The sequence below is a fragment of the Microbacterium sp. C5A9 genome (assembly GCF_022627955.1).
Taxonomy (GTDB): Bacteria; Actinomycetota; Actinomycetes; order Actinomycetales; family Microbacteriaceae; genus Microbacterium.
In genome coordinates, this window is sequence record NZ_JABXGD010000005.1 from 199,334 (window position 1) to 216,925 (window position 17,592).

Below are 17,592 nucleotides of genomic sequence, written 5' to 3' on the forward strand. Positions count from 1 at the left end.
AGTCGAGTGGTCACGCACGACCCCTCGGTGTGCTGTTTCCAGTGTAGATGCAGGTGGCGGGCGTGTTCGGCGCGGTCACGCCGACAGCGGCGGAGAGGACTCCGCGCCGGCATCCGTCGCTTCCCGGTCGCGGACCGACGACCGCCCGGCGGGCGAGCGCCATGTCCAGAACTCGCGGCGCCAGAATCGCCAGCTCACGGCGGCGTTCGCCTCGACGGCGGAGAACGCCGGAGCATCGTCGGCATCCTTCATCATCCCTGCGACGAACCCGAAGCAGAGGAGGACCAGGGGCAGGATCGACTGCGCGAACAGCCCCCATCCGGTGAAGGCGGTGAGCACGATGCCCGGCACGGCGCCGAGGAGCGAGAGTGCGTAGCCGCTCACGAGGGGTTCGCGCTTCAGGCTCATGACCGCGCGGACGACGACCGTCACGAGCGGGATGAGGAACAGGGCGGCCAGCACGATGCCCATCTCGGCGGTGAGGAGCAGGAAGGAGTTGTGCACGGGCAGATTCTCTTTGGTGTGCACATCGAAGGCCGACACCACCGAGACGTAGGAGTTCGGGCCGATGCCGAACCACGGCTCCCGCGAGATCTGCTCGAGAGCGGCCGGGATGAGCTTGGGGCGCGAGCCGCCGAAGGGATCGAAGGTCGACCTCTGGATCACGACCGCGAGGACGGGCACCGCAGCCACGATGATCGCACCCAGCACGGCGAGCCGCACCCAGAGGCGGGTCTTGATGGCGAACAGGATCCAGGCGAGGAGGAGCACTCCGGCCGCCGCGATGTTGGCCCGACCGAAGGTCAGACCGAGAGTCACCGATGCCAGGCCCACCGTCACCCATGACAGGATCCGCACGCTCTTGGTCGCCGAACGAGTGAGGGGAAGCGCCAGAAGGATCAGGAAGAAGAGGACCTTGCCGAGGGTCCCGGGGTGACCGAGCGTGCCGTTGACGCGGGTGATCACCTCGCCGCCCGAGACGAGCGTTCCGACGGACCGGATGCTGAGCAGCTGGAGCAGGCTCTTGCCGGCCTGGGCCAGGGCGATCATGAACAGCACGAGAGCGAGGCCCTGCTGGATCCGTGGGCTCTGCCGGAAGGCCCTGGCGAAGCCGAATGCCCCGATGAACGCGGCGATGCCGACGAAGAACAGGAGGACGCCGGACACCCGGGCGACGCTCGGCTCCCAGTAGAAGATCAGGAGGATCACCGAGAGCGCGGCGAAAACCATGTAGGCGATGGGGATGCTGCCGCGCAGAAGGGCCAACCCGAGCGAGAGCACGAGCACGACCGCGAGGATCGAGTACGTGTGGATGTCGACGCCGGGGCTGGCGATTCCGGAGTGGTTCGCACTGCCGTGGACGATCGTGATGACGGTGCGCGGCACCACGGCGGCCGCGAAGAGCAGGCCCGCGAAGGCGGCCGTCTTGAAGGAGAAGGCGAACCAGATGACGATGAAGGCCACGGCGCCGATGGCGTACAGAACGACATCATCCATCAGTCGTCCCCTCTCTTGATCGCGATCGCCTGGCGATAGGCAGCCTCATGCTGGGCTGCCACCGTCTCCCAGCTTCGCCCATCGAGCTGCGGCTCCGCGGTAGGCGGGTGGAGAGTCGCGGCTTCCAGCGCGGCCGCCAGCTGCATCGAGTCGATCTCACCCGTGAACGTGTGGACCCAGCCCTCGCCGACCTCACGGGCCAGTTCGGTGGCGGATGCCGAGGCGGGCACGAGGATCGGGATGCCCAGGGAGAGAGCGACGAGCGCGACTCCCGAGTTGTACAGCTCGGTGTAGGGCAGCACGGCGAGCGAGGCCGCGGTGACCTCGCGGACGAGCGACTCGTCGTCGACGAACTCGAAGCGGAAGCTCACGCGATCGTCGTCTGCGGCGACGGTGGTCAGCTGCTGTCTGGTCTGAGGATCGGACTTGCCGACGACGCGCAGTCGCCGGTGCGCGCCGTCAGCCGGGATCCCGCGGAACGCCTCGATCAGCTTCCCCACGTTCTTGTAGGGCTTGATCATGCCGAAGAAGATCGCGAGGCCCGGCTCTGTCGTCGAACGGGGGTGGGACGCGAACCGAGAACGGTAGTGACCGTGCATGATCGTCACCGCGTTCTTCGGGCCCTCGCCCGAGCCGTGGCGGTTGATCAGGATGAAGGTGGTCGTGTGGCGGTCGATCAGCCGCATCGCCGCGTGCTCGATGCGGCTGTGCCATTCGTGCGGCTCGAGGTTGTGCAGAGTCCGGACGATGGGGCGTCGGAGGAGCCGTGCACGCTGCACGAGAACCCACACGAGCCCGGACTTGATCGCCCGAACCGCGGGGCGGGGTGAGGTGACGAGGGTCTCCGGCCAGTGCACGTGGAACGCGTCCCACCTGCCGAAGAGGGCCTCGCTCCAGGAGAAGTACACGAACCTCGTGGCGTCGCTCGCGTCGGTGACGATCTGATCGATGTAGCGGGTGGTGCCATCGGGGGCGTTCGTCGACTGGAGCACCGTGATCGGGCTCGTGGATGTGGTTCGACGGCGCGAACTCATGAGAATCCCCTCTTCAGAGCCTTCTTGAATGTCTTCACATCGCCGCGGAACACGCGGAACGGGAGGGCGAGCGCCACCACGGCGACGGCGAAGGCGGCGAAGGCGACCCCGGCGCCGAGCAGCCCGTCGATGTCGAGCAGGCGCCGCAGGAGCTCCGCGACGGTGGCCGCGACGGCATACAGTGCGATGATCCTCAGGCCGTTCACGAACACCGCGAGCGCGGGCACCTCCGTGCGGTGCGCGACCCACACGATGCCCAGCGGCCACAGCACCGCCGTCGCGATCGTGTAGGCCCAGGCCACCCCTTCGACTCCTCCGACCGCAGCGCCGAAAGCGATGGCGGCGATCATGAACGGGCGCGTGGTCAGCGACCAGAAGAGCAGTCGCTTCGACAGCCCGAGAGCGAGGAAGCACCAGTAGGTGGCGAATCCCGCGGCCTGGAAGCATCCGGCGATCGCGAGGATGCGGAAGATGTCGATCACTCCGGTCCACTGATCTCCCAGGAGCAGGGGGACCAGGGGGTCGGCGACGAGCCAGGCGACGGCGAAGGTCACCATGATCAGGTGGAGGAGGAGCGTCTGGCCGGTGAGGAGGAAGTCTCGGAACCGGCGGGGATCGTCCTGCAGGCGGGACAGGACCGGCATGGCCACCCGGTTGGCGGGAGCGTTCAGCTGGTTCAGCGGGAGGAGGAGCAGCTGGAAGGCACGGTTGTAGATTCCGAGCTGGCTCGGTCCGAAGAAGGCGCCGACGATGACCGAATCCACGTTCCGGCTGACGTAGGTGATCACCTGCGAGGTGAAGACGCTGCCGCCGAAACCCAGGAGCGATCGCACACCCGCACCGCGGCGGTAGCGCGACGGCCACCACTTGGCGATGACGATCGAGCCGGCCAGGGTGGCGAGCGCCGTGACGATCTGCTGAGCGACGAGCGACCAGTAGCCGCCCTGAGCGAGCGCGATCCCGATGGCGATCACGAGGCCGACGAGCGGAGCGATGGTCTCGGTGACGGCGAGAGCGGCCAGCTTGAGGTCACGTGCCGCTTTGGCCCGGAACTGCGTGGTCACGCCGTTGATCAGGAAGGTGACGCTGAGTGCGAGGACGATGGGGACCAGCTGCGGTTCGCCGTAGAGTCCGGCGATCAACGGCGCGAGGCATGCCGTGACCACCGAGGCGAGTGCGCCGATGCCCGTGTTGATGAAGAAGAGGTTGCTCTGCTGCTGATGGGTGAGCGTCTTCGCCTGGATGGCGGCGAACGACAGACCGAAGTCGCGGAAGAGCTCGGCGACGCCGATGATCGCGACCACCATCGTGAGGTAGCCGTAGTCGGAGGGGGAGAGGAGGCGCGCGAGGACCACGATGCCGGCGAGCTGGATGACCAGTCGCACGAGCTGCGCGCCGACCGTGAAGGTGGCGCCCCGCGATGCGTGGCGTCCTATGTCGGGGTTCTCGGGGTCATCCACGCCGCTCACGGCCACAGGTCTCTGGGGAAGGCGTCGAGCAGCGGCGTGTGATCGAACACCGGCGGAGTCTGCCCGCCCATGTCACGCGCCTCTTCGACCGAGGTGGCGAACACCGCGGGTTCGCGACCGGTGCCGAGCATGTAGTCGTCGTACTTGAACCGAGGCTCGTGATCCGAGGCGATGAATCGCGCGGGGATCCCCAGCGCCTCGGCGACGATGACCCCGTGGAGCGAGGACCCGCACACGAAATCGCTGCTCGCGATGCGGCGGAGCACCGCTCGGAGTGAGTCACGGGGATTCACCATGGTCGAGCGGTCGTCGCGGGTCGCTGCGTAGTCGTGGAAGTTGGGGACGACGGAGATCGGCACGGACGTCGCGCCACCGGCGAGCTCCTCGCGCCCGAACAGCGGGCCGAGGAGCAGCGCGGGGTCGCCGAAGACGGACGGCGCGGATCCTCCGCGCTGGTTCGCCCAGTCCCGCGTGAGCGGGCCGCGGACGGCGCGGATGTCGACCTCGCCGAGCGACAGATCGCGGTCGATCGACTTCCCGTTGACGCCGGTGCCCCACACGGTGTCGCCCGGCCTTGCGAGGGTGAGGATCGATCCGACGGTGAGCAGACGCGGTTCCGGCCTGGAGCGGGAGGACGAGACACGTCCCTCGCTCTCATTGATCCGATTCGCGATGAACGGACCGAGCAGGTCGCCGAAGTTGTTGATGCGCGGTCCGACGGCCGGGAGCCGGTGCAGGGGGCCGGACGCGCGGAATCTTCTGGGGTTCCAGTGGACGATCTCGACCATCAGGCGTCCAGGGATGCGACGAGGGCGGTGATCTGCGTGCGCGCCGTGTCGACGGCGGAGCGCAGCTCCGCGCGCCAGACGTCGACGGCGTCACCGTCGACGACCGGCAGGTCCGCCGCCGAGGATCCTTCGTGGAGCGAGGGGAAGTCCAGGCCGACGGTGCGGAAGTGCCGGCCGGTCTTGCCCGTCGAGCTCGTGACCCAGCCGAGGGGCACAGAACCCTCGGTCGCGGCCACGACGAGGCCGTGCAGGCGATCGCCGATCGTGACCAGGGCGCGGGAGTAGGCCGCGCGGACCACTGTCTCCTGGTCCCAGTGCACGGTGTCCTCGGGCCATTCCACGACGTCGAATCCGTACTCGCGGGCGGCTCGCTGCGCATGGGCGGAGTCGCGGCGCACCTGAACGACCACGGTCGGGGTGAGCGACAGCTGATCGGCGGTCTGCCTCACCCAGCGCCACCACTGCTCGGCGGGGAAGTCCCTGTCGCCCCGCAGGACCACCGCGAGCAGGTCGCGGTCGGCTCGCGGCGTCCATTCGGATGATGTCGTTCCCTCGGAGAAGGCCCAGTCCGCGGTCACCGCGCCTCGCCCCATCTGCTCACGGCTCTCGCTCTCGCGCCAGGAGAGCGGCGACGTCGCACGGCTCGCGATCCGGTAGATCCCGCGGAGTCGGCGGCTCGTGCGCGGCACTTCGGCCCCGATCCACACGGCACGTCCTCGACGGGCGCGAGTGGTCGCGAGAAGGGGAAGCAGCGCGAGCAGCTTCAGGGCGCCTCGGGCCGAGACGCGCATCTCGCCGGCGTTGATCCCCACCAGCGCTCGGCCGCGGAGGGCCGCGGCGAACGAGCGGCCGTACCAGCGCGACCACGAGCGATCGACGGTCGCGTGCTCGTCGAGCCGCAGGCCGGTGATGAAGTCGTCGGAGGCCTCTCTCACCCAGACGGCGAGAGGCGCGCGCTCGGCGAAGGCGCGTGCGTAGGGGCGTCGGAGGAGGGAGTCGCCGATGTTGTCGTCCTGCCCGGTGATCCACAGCGAGGACGATCGGAACCTGCGCGAGGGCGTGGGGAGGGATGAGGTGCCCGGGGTCATCTCATGACCTTTCGAAGAATGAACATCGGGTTCGTCACGATGACACGTGCGACGAGTGCGAGAGCGTTGACGTAGCGCTTCCGCGACAACGCCACCCTCGCCATGCGGATTCGAGTGGCGGCGCGCAGCTGCCCTTCGTCCATGAGGTCCGCGTCGATGCGAAGCGCATCAGCGTAGTGTCGACGGATCCGTTCCTTGTCGCGGAGAGCGGATTCCGCCGCGTTGCTCGACTTGCCATCGTACATTCGGTAGCGCATCGCGACGGCATCGTGCATGACGACGTCTCCGAGGAGCGAGAGGCGGATGATCATCTCGTAGTCCTCCGCGTAGCGGGTGCTCAGCGCCGACGGTTCGAGGTCGGCCGCCTCGACCAGCGCCGCGCGTCGGATCACCGACGCCGCCGGCGGCCACGGACCGAACCCCGTGCGGATCAGCGAGGTCGTCGTGACCGAGTCGTAGCGGCGTGGGAGAACACCGACGGTCGACGCCGCCGCGGTGAAACCCTCGACCCTGCCCGCCGACACGACGGCCGTCGGGGAGTCCTCGAGAAGCGCGATCGAACGGTGCACACCGTTCGCGACCAGCTCATCGTCCGCGTCGAGGAAGACGACGAGGGGCGCCGTCGATGCGGCGAGCCCTCTGCTCCGTGCGGCGGATGCGCCGCTGTTCTGCTGCTCGATGACAGTCGCGCCGAGGGAGCGGGCGATATCCGCGGTGCCGTCCGTCGATCCGTCGTCGACCACGGTGACGGCGGCGCCGTCGACCTTCTGCGCGCTCTCGACCGCGGCGCGGATCGTGGGCTCGGCGTTGTATGCAGCGATGATCACATCGACAGCGGTGGTCATTTCGTCACCTCCGTGTCGCCCAGGTAGGCGTGCATCAGCCGCTCTCCACTGGGAATGTGCCTGAGCGATTCCACGACCGCCGCAGCGCGCTCGGTCACCTGGTGCGCGACGGGCGCGTCGTCGAAGAAGGACTGCACCGTGGTCGCCACACGGGCGGGGGAGTCCTCGACACAGAGGTAGCCGAGCGACCGCAGCGACGGCTCCTCCCGGCAGACGACGGGAAGCCCGACCGCGAGCGCCTCGACGAGAGACATCGGCGAGGCCTCCCAGGCGGCGGTGTGGAGGTAGAGGTCCGACTTCCTGAGGGTGGCGTCGATCTGGTCGGGCGACTGCCAACCGGTCACCTCCACCCCGGCATCCTCCAGCTGACGGCGCGCCGTCGCATCGCCGTCGCCCACCCAGGTGAACAGCGTGTCAGGGGTGTTCCTGGCGACCTCGGCGAAGAACCCGGGATCCTTCTGCGGGGCGATCCTGCCGACGGTCACGACACGTCGTCCGTGCACCGGCGCCGGCTCGAAGGTGTCGATCGGGGCGAGGTTCGACACGATCGACACCTTCGACGGTGCGACGAAGCGGGCGGCATCCTCCGCCTCATACGGGCTCACCGCGACGATGCCGTCGGTGAACCGCCCCATGAGCCTCTCGACGGTGCGGAACACCGTCCGCTGCAGACCACTGACATCCGAGCGCCGGAACGCGAAGCAGTGCGGGGAGTAGATGACGCGCGCTCCGCCCGCGAAGGGGCGCAGCGCGCCGGCGAGGCTGGAGTGGAAGTGCACGGCCACGGGGTCGACCTCCGCGATCACCCTGCGCAGACCCCGGGAGAAGTCGAGGAACGACCCGGTGTGCGGGATCGTCGCCGCGCCGGCGGGGGTCTTCGTCTCCTCGCCGTCCCTGACGCGTCCGTAGATCGTGTGCTCGGCGCCGGGAGTCTGATCGACGAAATGGGCGATCGCCGACTGGACACCGCCGCCGAGTGCCTCGGTGACATGGAGGACCCGCGGAATCGCCGCGACGCTCATCGGGACCCGGCGGCCAGCACAGCGGCGGCGTCCGCTTCGATCCGTCGTTCGGCGGCGCTGATCTCCGTGCGCTTCGCGTCGATCGCGGCCCAGTAGGCCTCAGGATCGTCGATGATCCGCTGCATGAGGGCGTCGATCTGCTCGACGGTCGCATCCCGTGCCGAGATCGCGAAGTCGGGGATGCCGAGGTCCGCGAAGGCGCTGTAGCCCTTTCTCTCGTAGCTCAGGTGGATCGTCGGATATCCCGCGATGAGCGACGAGAGCGATCCGTGCAGTCGCGTGCTCACCACGATGCGGGGGGATCGCGTCGCCAGCACGGTCGAGAGCAGCGGCGCATCCGGCCCTCCGTAGCGTGCCGTCACGGGGGCGTCGTTGTTCGAGCTGCCCGTGGCCTGGACGGCCCAGTCGAAGGCGCCCGAGTCGCGCACCTCGGCGAGCAGCTCGTAGTATCGGCGCGGTTCGCCGAGGTTCCGCGCGACGAACACCGGACGTCCGAGTTCCCCGTCGAGAGGCTGCCGGTCGTTCCTCGCCCATTCGAGGATCGCCATGTCGGGGACCCGGTCGATGTTGGGCAGCTCGCTCAGATCACTCGCCGTCCGATCGTCGCGCACGTACACCCGGCGCATCCGCGAGAGGAGTTCTCGTGTGCGTCTGCCGTAGCTCGCGCCGTATGGGCCGATGCTCTGCGGGAGGTACACGCTCTTGGCGCCGTGGCGCGCGGCGAGCCTGACCTGGCCGTGGTGCGCTCCCCAGCTCTTGAACGACTCGACGGCGCCGCCGCCCCGAAGATAGGCACCGCCGACGGCGACGATGAGGTCGGCCTCGGCAGCGGCGCGTCGGATGCCCCTGGTCGGGCCGAGCACACCGGTCAGAGCCATCGCGACACGGCGGAGGGCGCGAGGCAGGGGGAGCGGAGACGTCCACTGCAGATAGCGGGGGTCGTCGAAACCCGCGGCGTCGGAGGCGACGACGAGGTAGGTGGCGTTCGGGGAGACCCGGCGCACGAGATCGATCGCGAGATCGACGAGGAGACCGTCTCCGGAGTTGGACGGACTGTATGCGTGCAGGATGAGCACGCGTGGTGCCCGGTCAGCCGGCGAGGTAGGCGGCAAGTTCTCGCCTTTCGTTCGAATGTCGGTCGAAGGCCACGAGTGCCTCCTCGAAGGTGCGGGTCCGCAGTGGGGAGTCGGCGCTCACGGCGACGACCTGCTCTGCGAAGTCGTGCGCGTCGTCGAAGACGAGCACGGGACCCTGGGTCGAGAGGTCGTGGAAGACGTCGAGGGAGGAAGCGATGACGGGGCGGCCGCGTGCCCACGATTCCCAGACGGTCATGGGGTTCAACTCCCACCGGCTCGGCATGAAGAGGGCGTCGGCCCAGTCGAGCTCTGCGGGCAGATCATCCGTGTGTCCGATGTAGTCGATGCGGTGAGGGGCGGGCGCGGCACCCGCGAGGGCTTCGACAGAGGAGCGGAGCTCGCCGTCGCCGGCGATCTTCAGATGGATGGGGAGTCGGCTCGCGGCGAGCAGATCGGCGATGCGATCGAGGCCCTTCTGCTCGGTGAGCCTCCCGGCGAAGAGCAGCCGAACGGTTCCCAGTTCGCCGTCGCGGGGTGCCACGGAGCCCTCGGAGGTCGCGTCGCTGGCGTTCGCCTCGAAGCGGATCCGCTCCCTCGCCGCGAAACGCCGGTCGGCGATCTCCTCGACGGCACGCGGGCTCGGCGCCGTTACCAGGCCGGCATGACGCACCGCACGTCGCACGAAGACGTTCTCGACGCGCCCGATTCGTGCGGAGTCGTCTTCGGAGGGCAGCTGGTGGAACGTCGCCGCGAAGCGGCGGCTCTTCAGGACGCGGGTGGATCCGATCCCGAGCACGACGTGGCTGGCACGCATGAGGGAGTACACGCTCGTCGCGGCCGTGAGGTAGGGAGCCAGCCTGCGACGCGCTTCCAGCACACCCAGCGGCGTCCTCGGCGCATCGAGATAGACGGCCTCCGCCACATGCTCGTGCAGCGGTTCGGAGTTCTTGTTGCCGGTGAAGAGGACCACCAAGCGGATGCGTTCGCGAGGCATCGCCGCCAGGATTCCCTGAAGAGCCTTCTGTCCACCGCCGCCCTGAAGCCATGGTGCAACGACCAGGATGCTCGGCTCCAAGTCGGTAACTCCTTCATCGCCTCGGGGGCCCATCACGTGAGGTCGACCGTCCCCCGTCGTGTCGACCATCGTCATTCTCCCATACGCGTCCAGTCTCCCCTACGTGCCCGGGTCAGCGTCCGCTCAGCGTCGCGACGCTAAGATCCAGTCGTGCCCCACGAATCCCGTAGAGCAGCCCGCGAAGCTGCACAGAAGCAGCAAGAACAGCGCGAGGCCGCCGGGCGGCAGACCACCGCCCCCGACGTCACTCACCGTCGACGCAGGCGTGCGCGCATCACGTGGCTCGTCGTCGCCATCGTCGTCATCGTGCTGCTCGGAGTCGCCTGCTGGGTCGCGCTCAAGGCGCTCACGGTGAAGAACGGGCTCGAAGAGAGCCAGCAGCTGATCGGGGAGCTGCAGAACGGCGCGGATCCGAAGGAGACCGTGCAGAAGATCGCCGAGCCCGCACAGAGCGCCGCCGATGCCGCATCCGATCCGGTGTGGGGTGCGCTCGAGTGGATCCCGGTCGCCGGTGAGAACCTCCGCGGCGTGCGGCTCGCGGCCCAGTCGCTCGACGTGCTCGTCAACGACGTGGCCATTCCGGTGCTCGCCGCCGATCCCGCGAGCGGCTCCCTCATCACCCAGGTGCTCGACGTGGCGAAGGGGCAGGCGTCTCGCATCGGCCAGCTCGCCGACGAGATCTCCGAGGTGAAGAAGTCCACGGCGCTCGTGGGCCCCGTGCGCGGAGGCGTCGATCAGGTCGCCGAGGTCATGGAGGCCGCGGCGCCCGCGGTGGATCTGCTTCCGACTCTCCTCGGCTCCGACGGTCCGCGGAACTACCTGCTCGTCTTCCAGAACAACGCGGAGTCGCTCGCGCTGGGAGGCAGCGCCGCCTCGCAGACCCTGATCCACGTCGACAACGGCGCGATCGCGATGGGGACCCAGGGCAGCAGCAGCAGCTACGAGAACGGGGTGGCCGTCGATGTCCCGGTCGACCAGAGTGCGATCGACCTCTACTCCAGCTACCTCGTCGATCACGTCAACACGAGCATGAGCCGCCCCGACTTCCCGACGGCGGCGCAGATCATGAGGGCATGGTGGCAGCGTGACATCGCCCCCGACCAGATCGACGGCGTCATCTCGATCGACCCTCTCGCGCTCTCCAAGATCCTGGTCGCGACCGGACCGATCACCCTCGTCACCGGTGACGTGCTGAGTGCCGACAACGCGGTCTCGCTGCTGCTGAGCGATGTCTATCAGCGCTGGGACAGCTACAAGCACCCCGAGCTCGTCGACGGTTTCTTCGCGGCCGCGGCCGGTGCCGTCTTCGAGAAGGTGTCGTCCGGCCAGTTCGATCTGAAGGAGATGGCGACGGCGCTGGCAGAGAGCGCCGAGCAGGGAAGCATCCTCGTCTGGAGCGAAGACGCGAAGGTCACCGAGGCGATCGACGGTCAGCGTGTGAGCGGGGTGCTGCCGACGGACAACGAGGACTCCACCACCATCGGCGTGTACTTCAACAACAGCAACGGGTCGAAGATCGACTACTACACGCGCACGGCCGTCACCGTCGACGCGGTCTGCGAGGCCGACGCCACGACCTTCACCGTGAATGCCGCTCTGGCGCTCCCGATCAGTCAGGCTCAGGCCGAAGACCTTCCCCGCTATGTGCAGAGCATGACGTTCGGCACGACATTCCGCGACTGGATCTACATCTACGGCCCTCCCGGAACGACGATCTCCAACGTGGCGGTCAACGGTGAGCGTGTCGACATCCTGTCGCACGGAATCGACGATCTCGGGCGGCCGACGGCGCGTTTCGAGGCGTGGTTCGAGCCGGAGGGCCGAGTGGAGGTCGCGGCCGCATTCACCGGAACCGGTGACTTCGGTCCCTTGGCCGTGCAGACCAACCCGATGATCAACACGGTGCAGCCCACCCTGCAGGATTCCTGCGGGTGATATGCCGGTGAACCGGAAATCACACTGACTGGAGTAAACTGACTGCCGATTTGGTGAATCCGCTGAGAACCAGTGGATTCATATCGGAGGGACAGGGGTGGTCGGCATAGCTGTGGACGCTGTACCAAGGCAGTCGAACGGTCGTCAGGCGACGGTCGCCCGTCCTCAGGCGCATCGACGTCGCCGCGGTGAGTGGCCGAGGAGGTACGCCAGTCGACTCTTCTACAGTGACGTCTTCGTGCTCGCCGTCACCATCGTGTCCGCATGGCTTCTCGCCGGTCCGAGCATGACCGACGACGTCTCCTGGCGCGACGGCCCCCAGGTCAGCTACGTCGTGGTCCTCGCCATCATCGGCGTGTCCTGGCTGATCGGTCTCGACGCGATCGACACCCGCGACCACCACATCGTCGGGCACGGGGTGCTCGAGTATCGACGGCTCGTCGACGCGACGATCGCCGTGTTCGCCTTCACCGTCGCTGTCGCCTTCTTCCTCGGTATGGAGATCTCCCGCCTCCTTCTCGCCGTGATCTTCCCGGTCGGGCTCATCCTCCTTCTCGTCTCGCGGTGGATCTGGCGTCAGTGGCTGCGAGGACGTCAGCGCAGGGGCGACTACACGCATCGCTCCGTCATCATCGGCGAGCGCAGCAAGGTCAAGCACGTCGCGCAGCAGATCCGTCGCAGCAAGGACAGCGGCTACACGATCGTCGGCGTGATCACCGACGGCGTTCCGTCCGAGGGAATGCCTCAGCTCGAGGTTCTCGGCGACATCCGCAGCGCCGACAAAGCGCTCGACGCGGCGAACATCGACGCGCTGATCATCGTCGGGTCCGACGACATGGACCCCGAGACCATGCGCCGCCTCGGCTACGCGGTCGCCGATCGCGACATCCAGATGATCATGGCCCCGGCCCTGACCGACGTCGCCGGCCCCCGCCTGCACTCTCGCCCCGTCGCGGGCCTGCCCCTCGTGCACGTCGACTTCCCGCGCATGGAGGGATCGAGCCGATTCCTCAAGCGCGTCTTCGACCTGATCGGCTCGGCGGGGCTTCTGCTGCTTTTCTCACCGGTCTTCCTCGTCACGGCTATCGCCATCAAGATCGATGGACCGGGCAAGGTGTTCTACCACCAGGAGCGCATCGGCCGCGGTGGGCGGACCTTCGGCATGCGCAAGTTCCGGTCGATGGTCGCCAACGCCGACGACCAGCTCGCGAGCCTGCTCGATCTGCAGGGGTCGAGCGAGACACCGCTCTTCAAGGTGTCGGACGACCCGCGCATCACCAAGATCGGTCGGTTCCTGCGCAAGCACTCGATCGACGAGCTCCCGCAGCTCATCAATGTGCTGCGCGGCGAGATGAGCCTCGTCGGCCCGCGACCGCAGCGCGCGGCGGAGGTCGCTCTCTACGACGACATCGCTCTGCGTCGTCTCGCCGTCAAGCCCGGCATGAGCGGCCTGTGGCAGGTCAGCGGGCGATCGACCCTGTCGTGGGAGGAGACGATCCGCCTCGACCTGTACTACGTCGAGAACTGGTCGCTCACTCAGGACGTCGTCATCCTCTTCCGCACCATCCGGGCCGTCGTCGCCCCGGGTGCGAGCGCGCACTGAGTCATCTCGGTAACGATCCCCGCGACTGACCGAGCGGTAACCGCGTCCGCGGCAGCTGTCTGGGTACATTCAAGATCATGAGATCCCCCCTTGCGACGCGTCTCGCTGCGAGTGCTCTGGCCATCGGCGTCCTCGCAGGAGCAGCCGGGTGCGCGGCGGATGCGGGAGCGTCGAACCCCGTCCCCACCTCCACGGCCACGTCGACCCCCGATCCGACGCCCACCACCGACGCTCCGACGGCTGAGCCATCGCCGACCGCCGAGCCCACCGAAGCCCCCGCGCCGGAGTACGGCGCCTTCAGCTTCGAGGATCTGACGAGTATCTGCGTCGATGTGACGACCTCCAACTACGCGCCGGACGTCGTCTTCGACACGGAGGGCACCCGGATCGAGCAGCGGCTCGTGGAGCCGGAATGGCTCGTGCTGGTTCCGGTCACGACGTCCGGATACGAGGGGCAGTCGGTGTGCACCATCGGGGGAACGCCGGCCGACCCGCAGATCGAGCTCAGCTCGGGGTCGATCGAGAAGCTTCCCGAAGAGCAGATCCAGAACCTGATCCGCGGCGAGAACGAGGGGGGCGATCGCTAGTGTGCGACGCGGGGGACGCCGAGCCCTCGTCCGATCACCACGCGAACCCGTTCTTCTCGCGTCGAGCACTGCTGATCGGGGCCGGGGCCGCGCTCGGAGCGGCCGCGATCGGGTGGGATCTGGTCTCCCCGGACCTCACCGCGACGGCCGCAGGGACGTACTTGCGGCCCTGCGGAGACTCGCAGATCTCGAGCAGCTGGCAGGGGCACAGGAACAGGACGCCCCCGTCCGGCGAGCCGGGGACGGACTACGCGGTCCCCACCGGCACGCCGGTCCGTGCCGCCGCCGACGGGGTGATCGTCGACCGCAAGGACTCCACGACGACGGCGACCGGCCGGTATCTGGCCTTGCGTGCCGACGACGGCAACTACATCCGCTACCTCCACCTGCAGTCGAGCGCCGTCCTCCCGGGGACGCGAGTGACGCGGGGGCAGGTCATCGCCGTATCGGGGGCCTCGGGCTTCGGAAGCGAGGCCGGGTACGGCGCCCACGTCCATGTCTCGCTGTGGATCGGCGGTACGCCGCTGCAGCTGGGATTCACCAATTCAGTCGACTTCGAGAACTACGTCCAACCGGAGGATCCCGTGCCCATCCATCAGTCGTCGACCTATTTCTGGAACGCCCCGGTGCCCGCGAACGTGTGGACGAAGATCCAGGTGAGCTCGAGTCAGATCTACCTGGCCCAGAGCGCCGGGAACAACAGGGAGACAGGAGACCTCACGATCTACCTCAAGGCGCTCGGCGTGACGCGCGGTCTCCAGGTGCGCGCGGTCGCCGAAGTGTTCAACTACGCCGGCGGCGTCGTCAGCACATCTCCCCAGCCGGTGATGGAGATACCCGCGACCTCGGCGTCGGCGGCGAACGCATCGACGTTCGGGCATTACACGCTGCCGTACTTCCTCTCCGGATCGATCCGGCTGTTCGCAGAGGTGCGCGCGCTCAATGCCGGCACCACCATTCAGCAGGTCATCGTCAAGAAGAACTACTGGCAGTCCTGATCGTCGGGCCGGGGATGATCCTCTCCGGCCGCCTGTGACTCCGTGACGGTTCCGGAGCGGTGCCCGTTCGCCCTAGTGTTATGCGAGTGCAAAATACCAGTACTCCGGTCTCGGGCGGCGTGAGGAAGCCCGGGTTCCGCAGAGACATCCAGGGGCTGCGCGCTGTCGCGGTCCTCGCCGTGATCGTGAACCACGCGGTGGGGGCGCTCACCGGTGGCTTCCTCGGTGTCGACGTCTTCTTCGTGATCTCCGGGTTCATCATCACCGCGCTCCTCATCCGCGAGGTGGAGCGCACCGGGCGCATCTCCTTCGTCGGGTTCTACAAGCGTCGCGTGAAGCGCATCCTCCCGGCCGCCACCCTGGTCCTCATCGTCACCGTGGTGGCGAGCTACATCCTCATCGGCGGCGAGCGCGCACGCCAGATCGCCGGCGATGCCCTTGCGGCGACGTTCTTCGTGAGCAACTGGCGTTTCGCGGCGGCGGGCACGGATTACTGGGCCGACGACGGCACGACGTCGCCGCTGCAGCACTACTGGTCGCTCGGAGTGGAAGAGCAGTTCTACATCGTCTGGCCCCTGCTGATCGCACTCGTCGCGCTGATCCTGCACCGCCGTCGTGCGCTCAAGCCCGTTCTCGCGGTGGTGCTGCTGCTCATCGCCGGAGCGTCGGTTCTGTGGGCGGCGCACGAGACGGACGCGGCTCCGATGTGGGCGTACTTCTCCACGCTGACCCGCGCGTGGGAGCTGGCGGTCGGCGCGCTCGTGGCCGTGGGCGCGTCCCAGCTCGGGCGCATCCCTCAGGCCCTGCGGCCGTACCTCGCCTGGGTCGGGATCGCAGCGCTCGGCTACGCGCTCGTCACTGTGAGCGAGAGCGACGGGATGCCGGTCCCCGGCGCGATCGTCGCGGTGCTCGCCACCGCACTCATCATCGCCGCCGGCACAGGCTCGGATGACGAATCGGCGGTGTGGCCGCTGTCGAACCGCGTCAGCAGCTATATCGGCGACATCTCGTACTCGCTCTACCTGTGGCACCTGCCCGTCATCGTCTTCCTCGGGCCGTACTTCGCTCACCACGAGCGTCGTTTCCTGCTGTCGGTCCTCGCGATCACCGCGCTGTTGTCGATCGCGAGTTACCACCTCGTCGAGGACCCGATCCGCAGGTCGGCCTGGCTCGAGCGGGGAGCCGGACGCCCCTCGCATCTCTTCACCCTCGCGGCCAGTGTCGTCGTCGTCTCCCTGATCGCGGCGACGTCAGTGGTGACCTTCGCTCGCCCGGCAGAGGTGAGCGCGTCGTCCAGTCCCGCCGTGTCGGACACGCCGGACACTCAGGCGGAGCTCACCGAGGTCCTGGCTGACGCCGGAGAGGCGGAGGAATGGCCCGCACTCGACCCGGCTCCCGGCGACCTCAGCGAGCGTGCACGGGTCGACGAGAAGACGGAGTGCTCGCCCGCCGACGTGCGGGACCCGGAGAGCTGCTGGTTCCCCTCCGACGGGGCCGAGCACACGGCCTTCGTGATGGGGGACTCCACCGCGATCACTCTCATCTCCACCGTGCGGCACGCGCTGGGTGACGACTGGAATGTTCGAGGGACCACGAAGCCCGCGTGTCCGCAGGTCGAGTTCGACATGTGGTTCCCCACGGAGGCGGAGGGGGAGAGCTGCGCAGCGCACCAGGATGCCGCTCTCCAGCTCGTCGCCGAGGAGCGCCCCGATGTCGTGTTCGTGCAGGACATCTACCGTCACGTGACGCGCGCGAACTCGGACGCCGAGCCTGAGGAGGGAGCCGCGGTGGAATGGGCTCTCGCCACCTCCGAGCTGCTCGCCGAACTGCAGAAGCACGCGGGGACGGTGATCCTCGTCCAGTCGCCGCCGAAGGGAGCGGTGCTGGCGGAGTGCGCCGTTCCCGGGAAGTCCCCGGAGGCGTGCGAGATGGCGCCCGACGAGATCTACGACGCGGTCTACGAGGCGGAGAGAGCTGCCGCGCAGACCGCCGGGGTCCCGTACGTGGAGACCGAGGAGTGGTACTGCGCGGAGAACGGCTGCCCAACCTTCGTCGGCAGTGTCGCGCTGAAGCATGACGATGTGCATACGTCCAAGCTCTACGCCGAGATGCTGGGGCCGGTGCTGCGCGAGGCGGTGGCAGGGATCGTCCCGCTGGAGTAGTGCCCGTCCGCGTACGGCGTATCCGCCTGAGACGCCCTGCGACGGCGATCTTCCCCCGCACTCCCGTTCCGTGCAGAATGTACGTGCGTCGCGCATCGGGCGCGTTCGCTCGCAGAAAAGGGGGCCCGCCATGGGTATCGAGGAAACCGTCAACAAGGGCAAGGACCTGTACGAGCAGAACAAGGACAAGATCGCCGAGGCCGTCAAGAGCGAGCAGGCCGAGGACATCAGCGACAAGGTCCTCGACGGTGTCGCTGACTTCGCGAAGAAGATCGCACCGGGTGCTGCAGACAAGATCGACGAGATCCGCGACCAGGCCGACAAGGCAGTCGGCAACCAGTAATACGCATCGCGCAGTCTGAGGGCGGCGGCTCCCCACCGGGGGAGTCGCCGCCTTTCGCATGGGATCGGGC

The 17,592-nt window shown here is 68.0% G+C and carries 15 protein-coding genes; 6 read left to right on the top strand and 9 right to left on the bottom strand.

Features of this window, described 5'->3' with window-relative positions; translation table 11 throughout:
• Nucleotides 1–75: 75 nt before the first annotated feature.
• From HWD99_RS11165 to HWD99_RS11205, 9 genes are read right to left on the bottom strand one after another with little or no spacing between them, the layout of a single operon-like run.
• The gene (locus tag HWD99_RS11165) at nucleotides 76–1,497 is read right to left on the bottom strand and encodes an O-antigen ligase (protein WP_241796318.1); all 1,422 of its coding nucleotides are present in this window, start codon (nucleotides 1,495–1,497) and stop codon (nucleotides 76–78) included.
• Nucleotides 1,497–2,531 carry a glycosyltransferase gene (locus tag HWD99_RS11170; protein WP_241796319.1) on the bottom strand — a complete coding sequence of 345 codons (1,035 nt, stop codon included), beginning with the start codon at nucleotides 2,529–2,531 and terminating at the stop codon, nucleotides 1,497–1,499. The genes HWD99_RS11165 and HWD99_RS11170 overlap by 1 nt, the downstream gene beginning before the upstream one ends.
• The gene (locus HWD99_RS11175) at nucleotides 2,528–4,000 is read right to left on the bottom strand and encodes a lipopolysaccharide biosynthesis protein (protein WP_241796320.1); all 1,473 of its coding nucleotides are present in this window, start codon (nucleotides 3,998–4,000) and stop codon (nucleotides 2,528–2,530) included. The genes HWD99_RS11170 and HWD99_RS11175 overlap by 4 nt, the downstream gene beginning before the upstream one ends.
• Entirely contained in the window at nucleotides 3,997–4,788 is a 792-nt protein-coding gene (locus tag HWD99_RS11180; RefSeq protein ID WP_241796321.1) for a polysaccharide pyruvyl transferase family protein, read from the bottom strand. The genes HWD99_RS11175 and HWD99_RS11180 overlap by 4 nt, the downstream gene beginning before the upstream one ends.
• Nucleotides 4,788–5,876, bottom strand: a complete 1,089-nt coding sequence (locus HWD99_RS11185) for a hypothetical protein (RefSeq protein WP_241796322.1) — start codon at nucleotides 5,874–5,876, stop codon at nucleotides 4,788–4,790. The genes HWD99_RS11180 and HWD99_RS11185 overlap by 1 nt, the downstream gene beginning before the upstream one ends.
• Nucleotides 5,873–6,721, bottom strand: a complete 849-nt coding sequence (locus HWD99_RS11190; protein ID WP_241796323.1) for a glycosyltransferase family A protein — start codon at nucleotides 6,719–6,721, stop codon at nucleotides 5,873–5,875. Before HWD99_RS11190 ends, HWD99_RS11185 begins: the two co-directional genes overlap by 4 nt.
• Nucleotides 6,718–7,743 (bottom strand): glycosyltransferase, encoded by a 1,026-nt coding sequence (locus HWD99_RS11195; RefSeq protein ID WP_241796324.1) that lies wholly within the window; start codon nucleotides 7,741–7,743, stop codon nucleotides 6,718–6,720. Before HWD99_RS11195 ends, HWD99_RS11190 begins: the two co-directional genes overlap by 4 nt.
• Nucleotides 7,740–8,819 carry a polysaccharide pyruvyl transferase family protein gene (locus HWD99_RS11200; RefSeq protein WP_241796325.1) on the bottom strand — a complete coding sequence of 360 codons (1,080 nt, stop codon included), beginning with the start codon at nucleotides 8,817–8,819 and terminating at the stop codon, nucleotides 7,740–7,742. The genes HWD99_RS11195 and HWD99_RS11200 overlap by 4 nt, the downstream gene beginning before the upstream one ends.
• A gap of 13 nt (nucleotides 8,820–8,832) precedes the next feature.
• Nucleotides 8,833–9,894, bottom strand: coding sequence for a glycosyltransferase family 4 protein (locus tag HWD99_RS11205; protein WP_241796326.1), 1,062 nt, complete (start codon nucleotides 9,892–9,894; stop codon nucleotides 8,833–8,835).
• 150 nt (nucleotides 9,895–10,044) lie between these two features.
• Here HWD99_RS11205 and HWD99_RS11210 point away from each other — a divergent pair, with 150 nt between their 5' ends.
• The 6 genes from HWD99_RS11210 to HWD99_RS11235 all read left to right on the top strand — a co-directional run bounded on the left by HWD99_RS11210 (nucleotide 10,045) and on the right by HWD99_RS11235 (nucleotide 17,522).
• Entirely contained in the window at nucleotides 10,045–11,829 is a 1,785-nt protein-coding gene (locus HWD99_RS11210; RefSeq protein ID WP_241796327.1) for a DUF4012 domain-containing protein, read from the top strand.
• Nucleotides 11,830–12,067: 238 nt separating this feature from the next.
• Nucleotides 12,068–13,432 (top strand): sugar transferase, encoded by a 1,365-nt coding sequence (locus HWD99_RS11215; protein ID WP_241796328.1) that lies wholly within the window; start codon nucleotides 12,068–12,070, stop codon nucleotides 13,430–13,432.
• 77 nt (nucleotides 13,433–13,509) lie between these two features.
• Complete coding sequence (locus HWD99_RS11220; RefSeq protein WP_241796329.1) at nucleotides 13,510–14,019, top strand: hypothetical protein; 510 nt, start codon at nucleotides 13,510–13,512, stop codon at nucleotides 14,017–14,019.
• Nucleotides 14,019–15,017 carry a M23 family metallopeptidase gene (locus tag HWD99_RS11225; protein ID WP_241796330.1) on the top strand — a complete coding sequence of 333 codons (999 nt, stop codon included), beginning with the start codon at nucleotides 14,019–14,021 and terminating at the stop codon, nucleotides 15,015–15,017. The genes HWD99_RS11220 and HWD99_RS11225 overlap by 1 nt, the downstream gene beginning before the upstream one ends.
• A gap of 86 nt (nucleotides 15,018–15,103) precedes the next feature.
• Nucleotides 15,104–17,179: an acyltransferase family protein gene (locus HWD99_RS11230; RefSeq protein WP_241796331.1), complete on the top strand. Its 2,076-nt coding sequence runs from the start codon at nucleotides 15,104–15,106 to the stop codon at nucleotides 17,177–17,179.
• Nucleotides 17,180–17,309: 130 nt separating this feature from the next.
• Nucleotides 17,310–17,522, top strand: coding sequence for a hypothetical protein (locus tag HWD99_RS11235; protein WP_194765130.1), 213 nt, complete (start codon nucleotides 17,310–17,312; stop codon nucleotides 17,520–17,522).
• Nucleotides 17,523–17,592 lie beyond the last annotated feature (70 nt).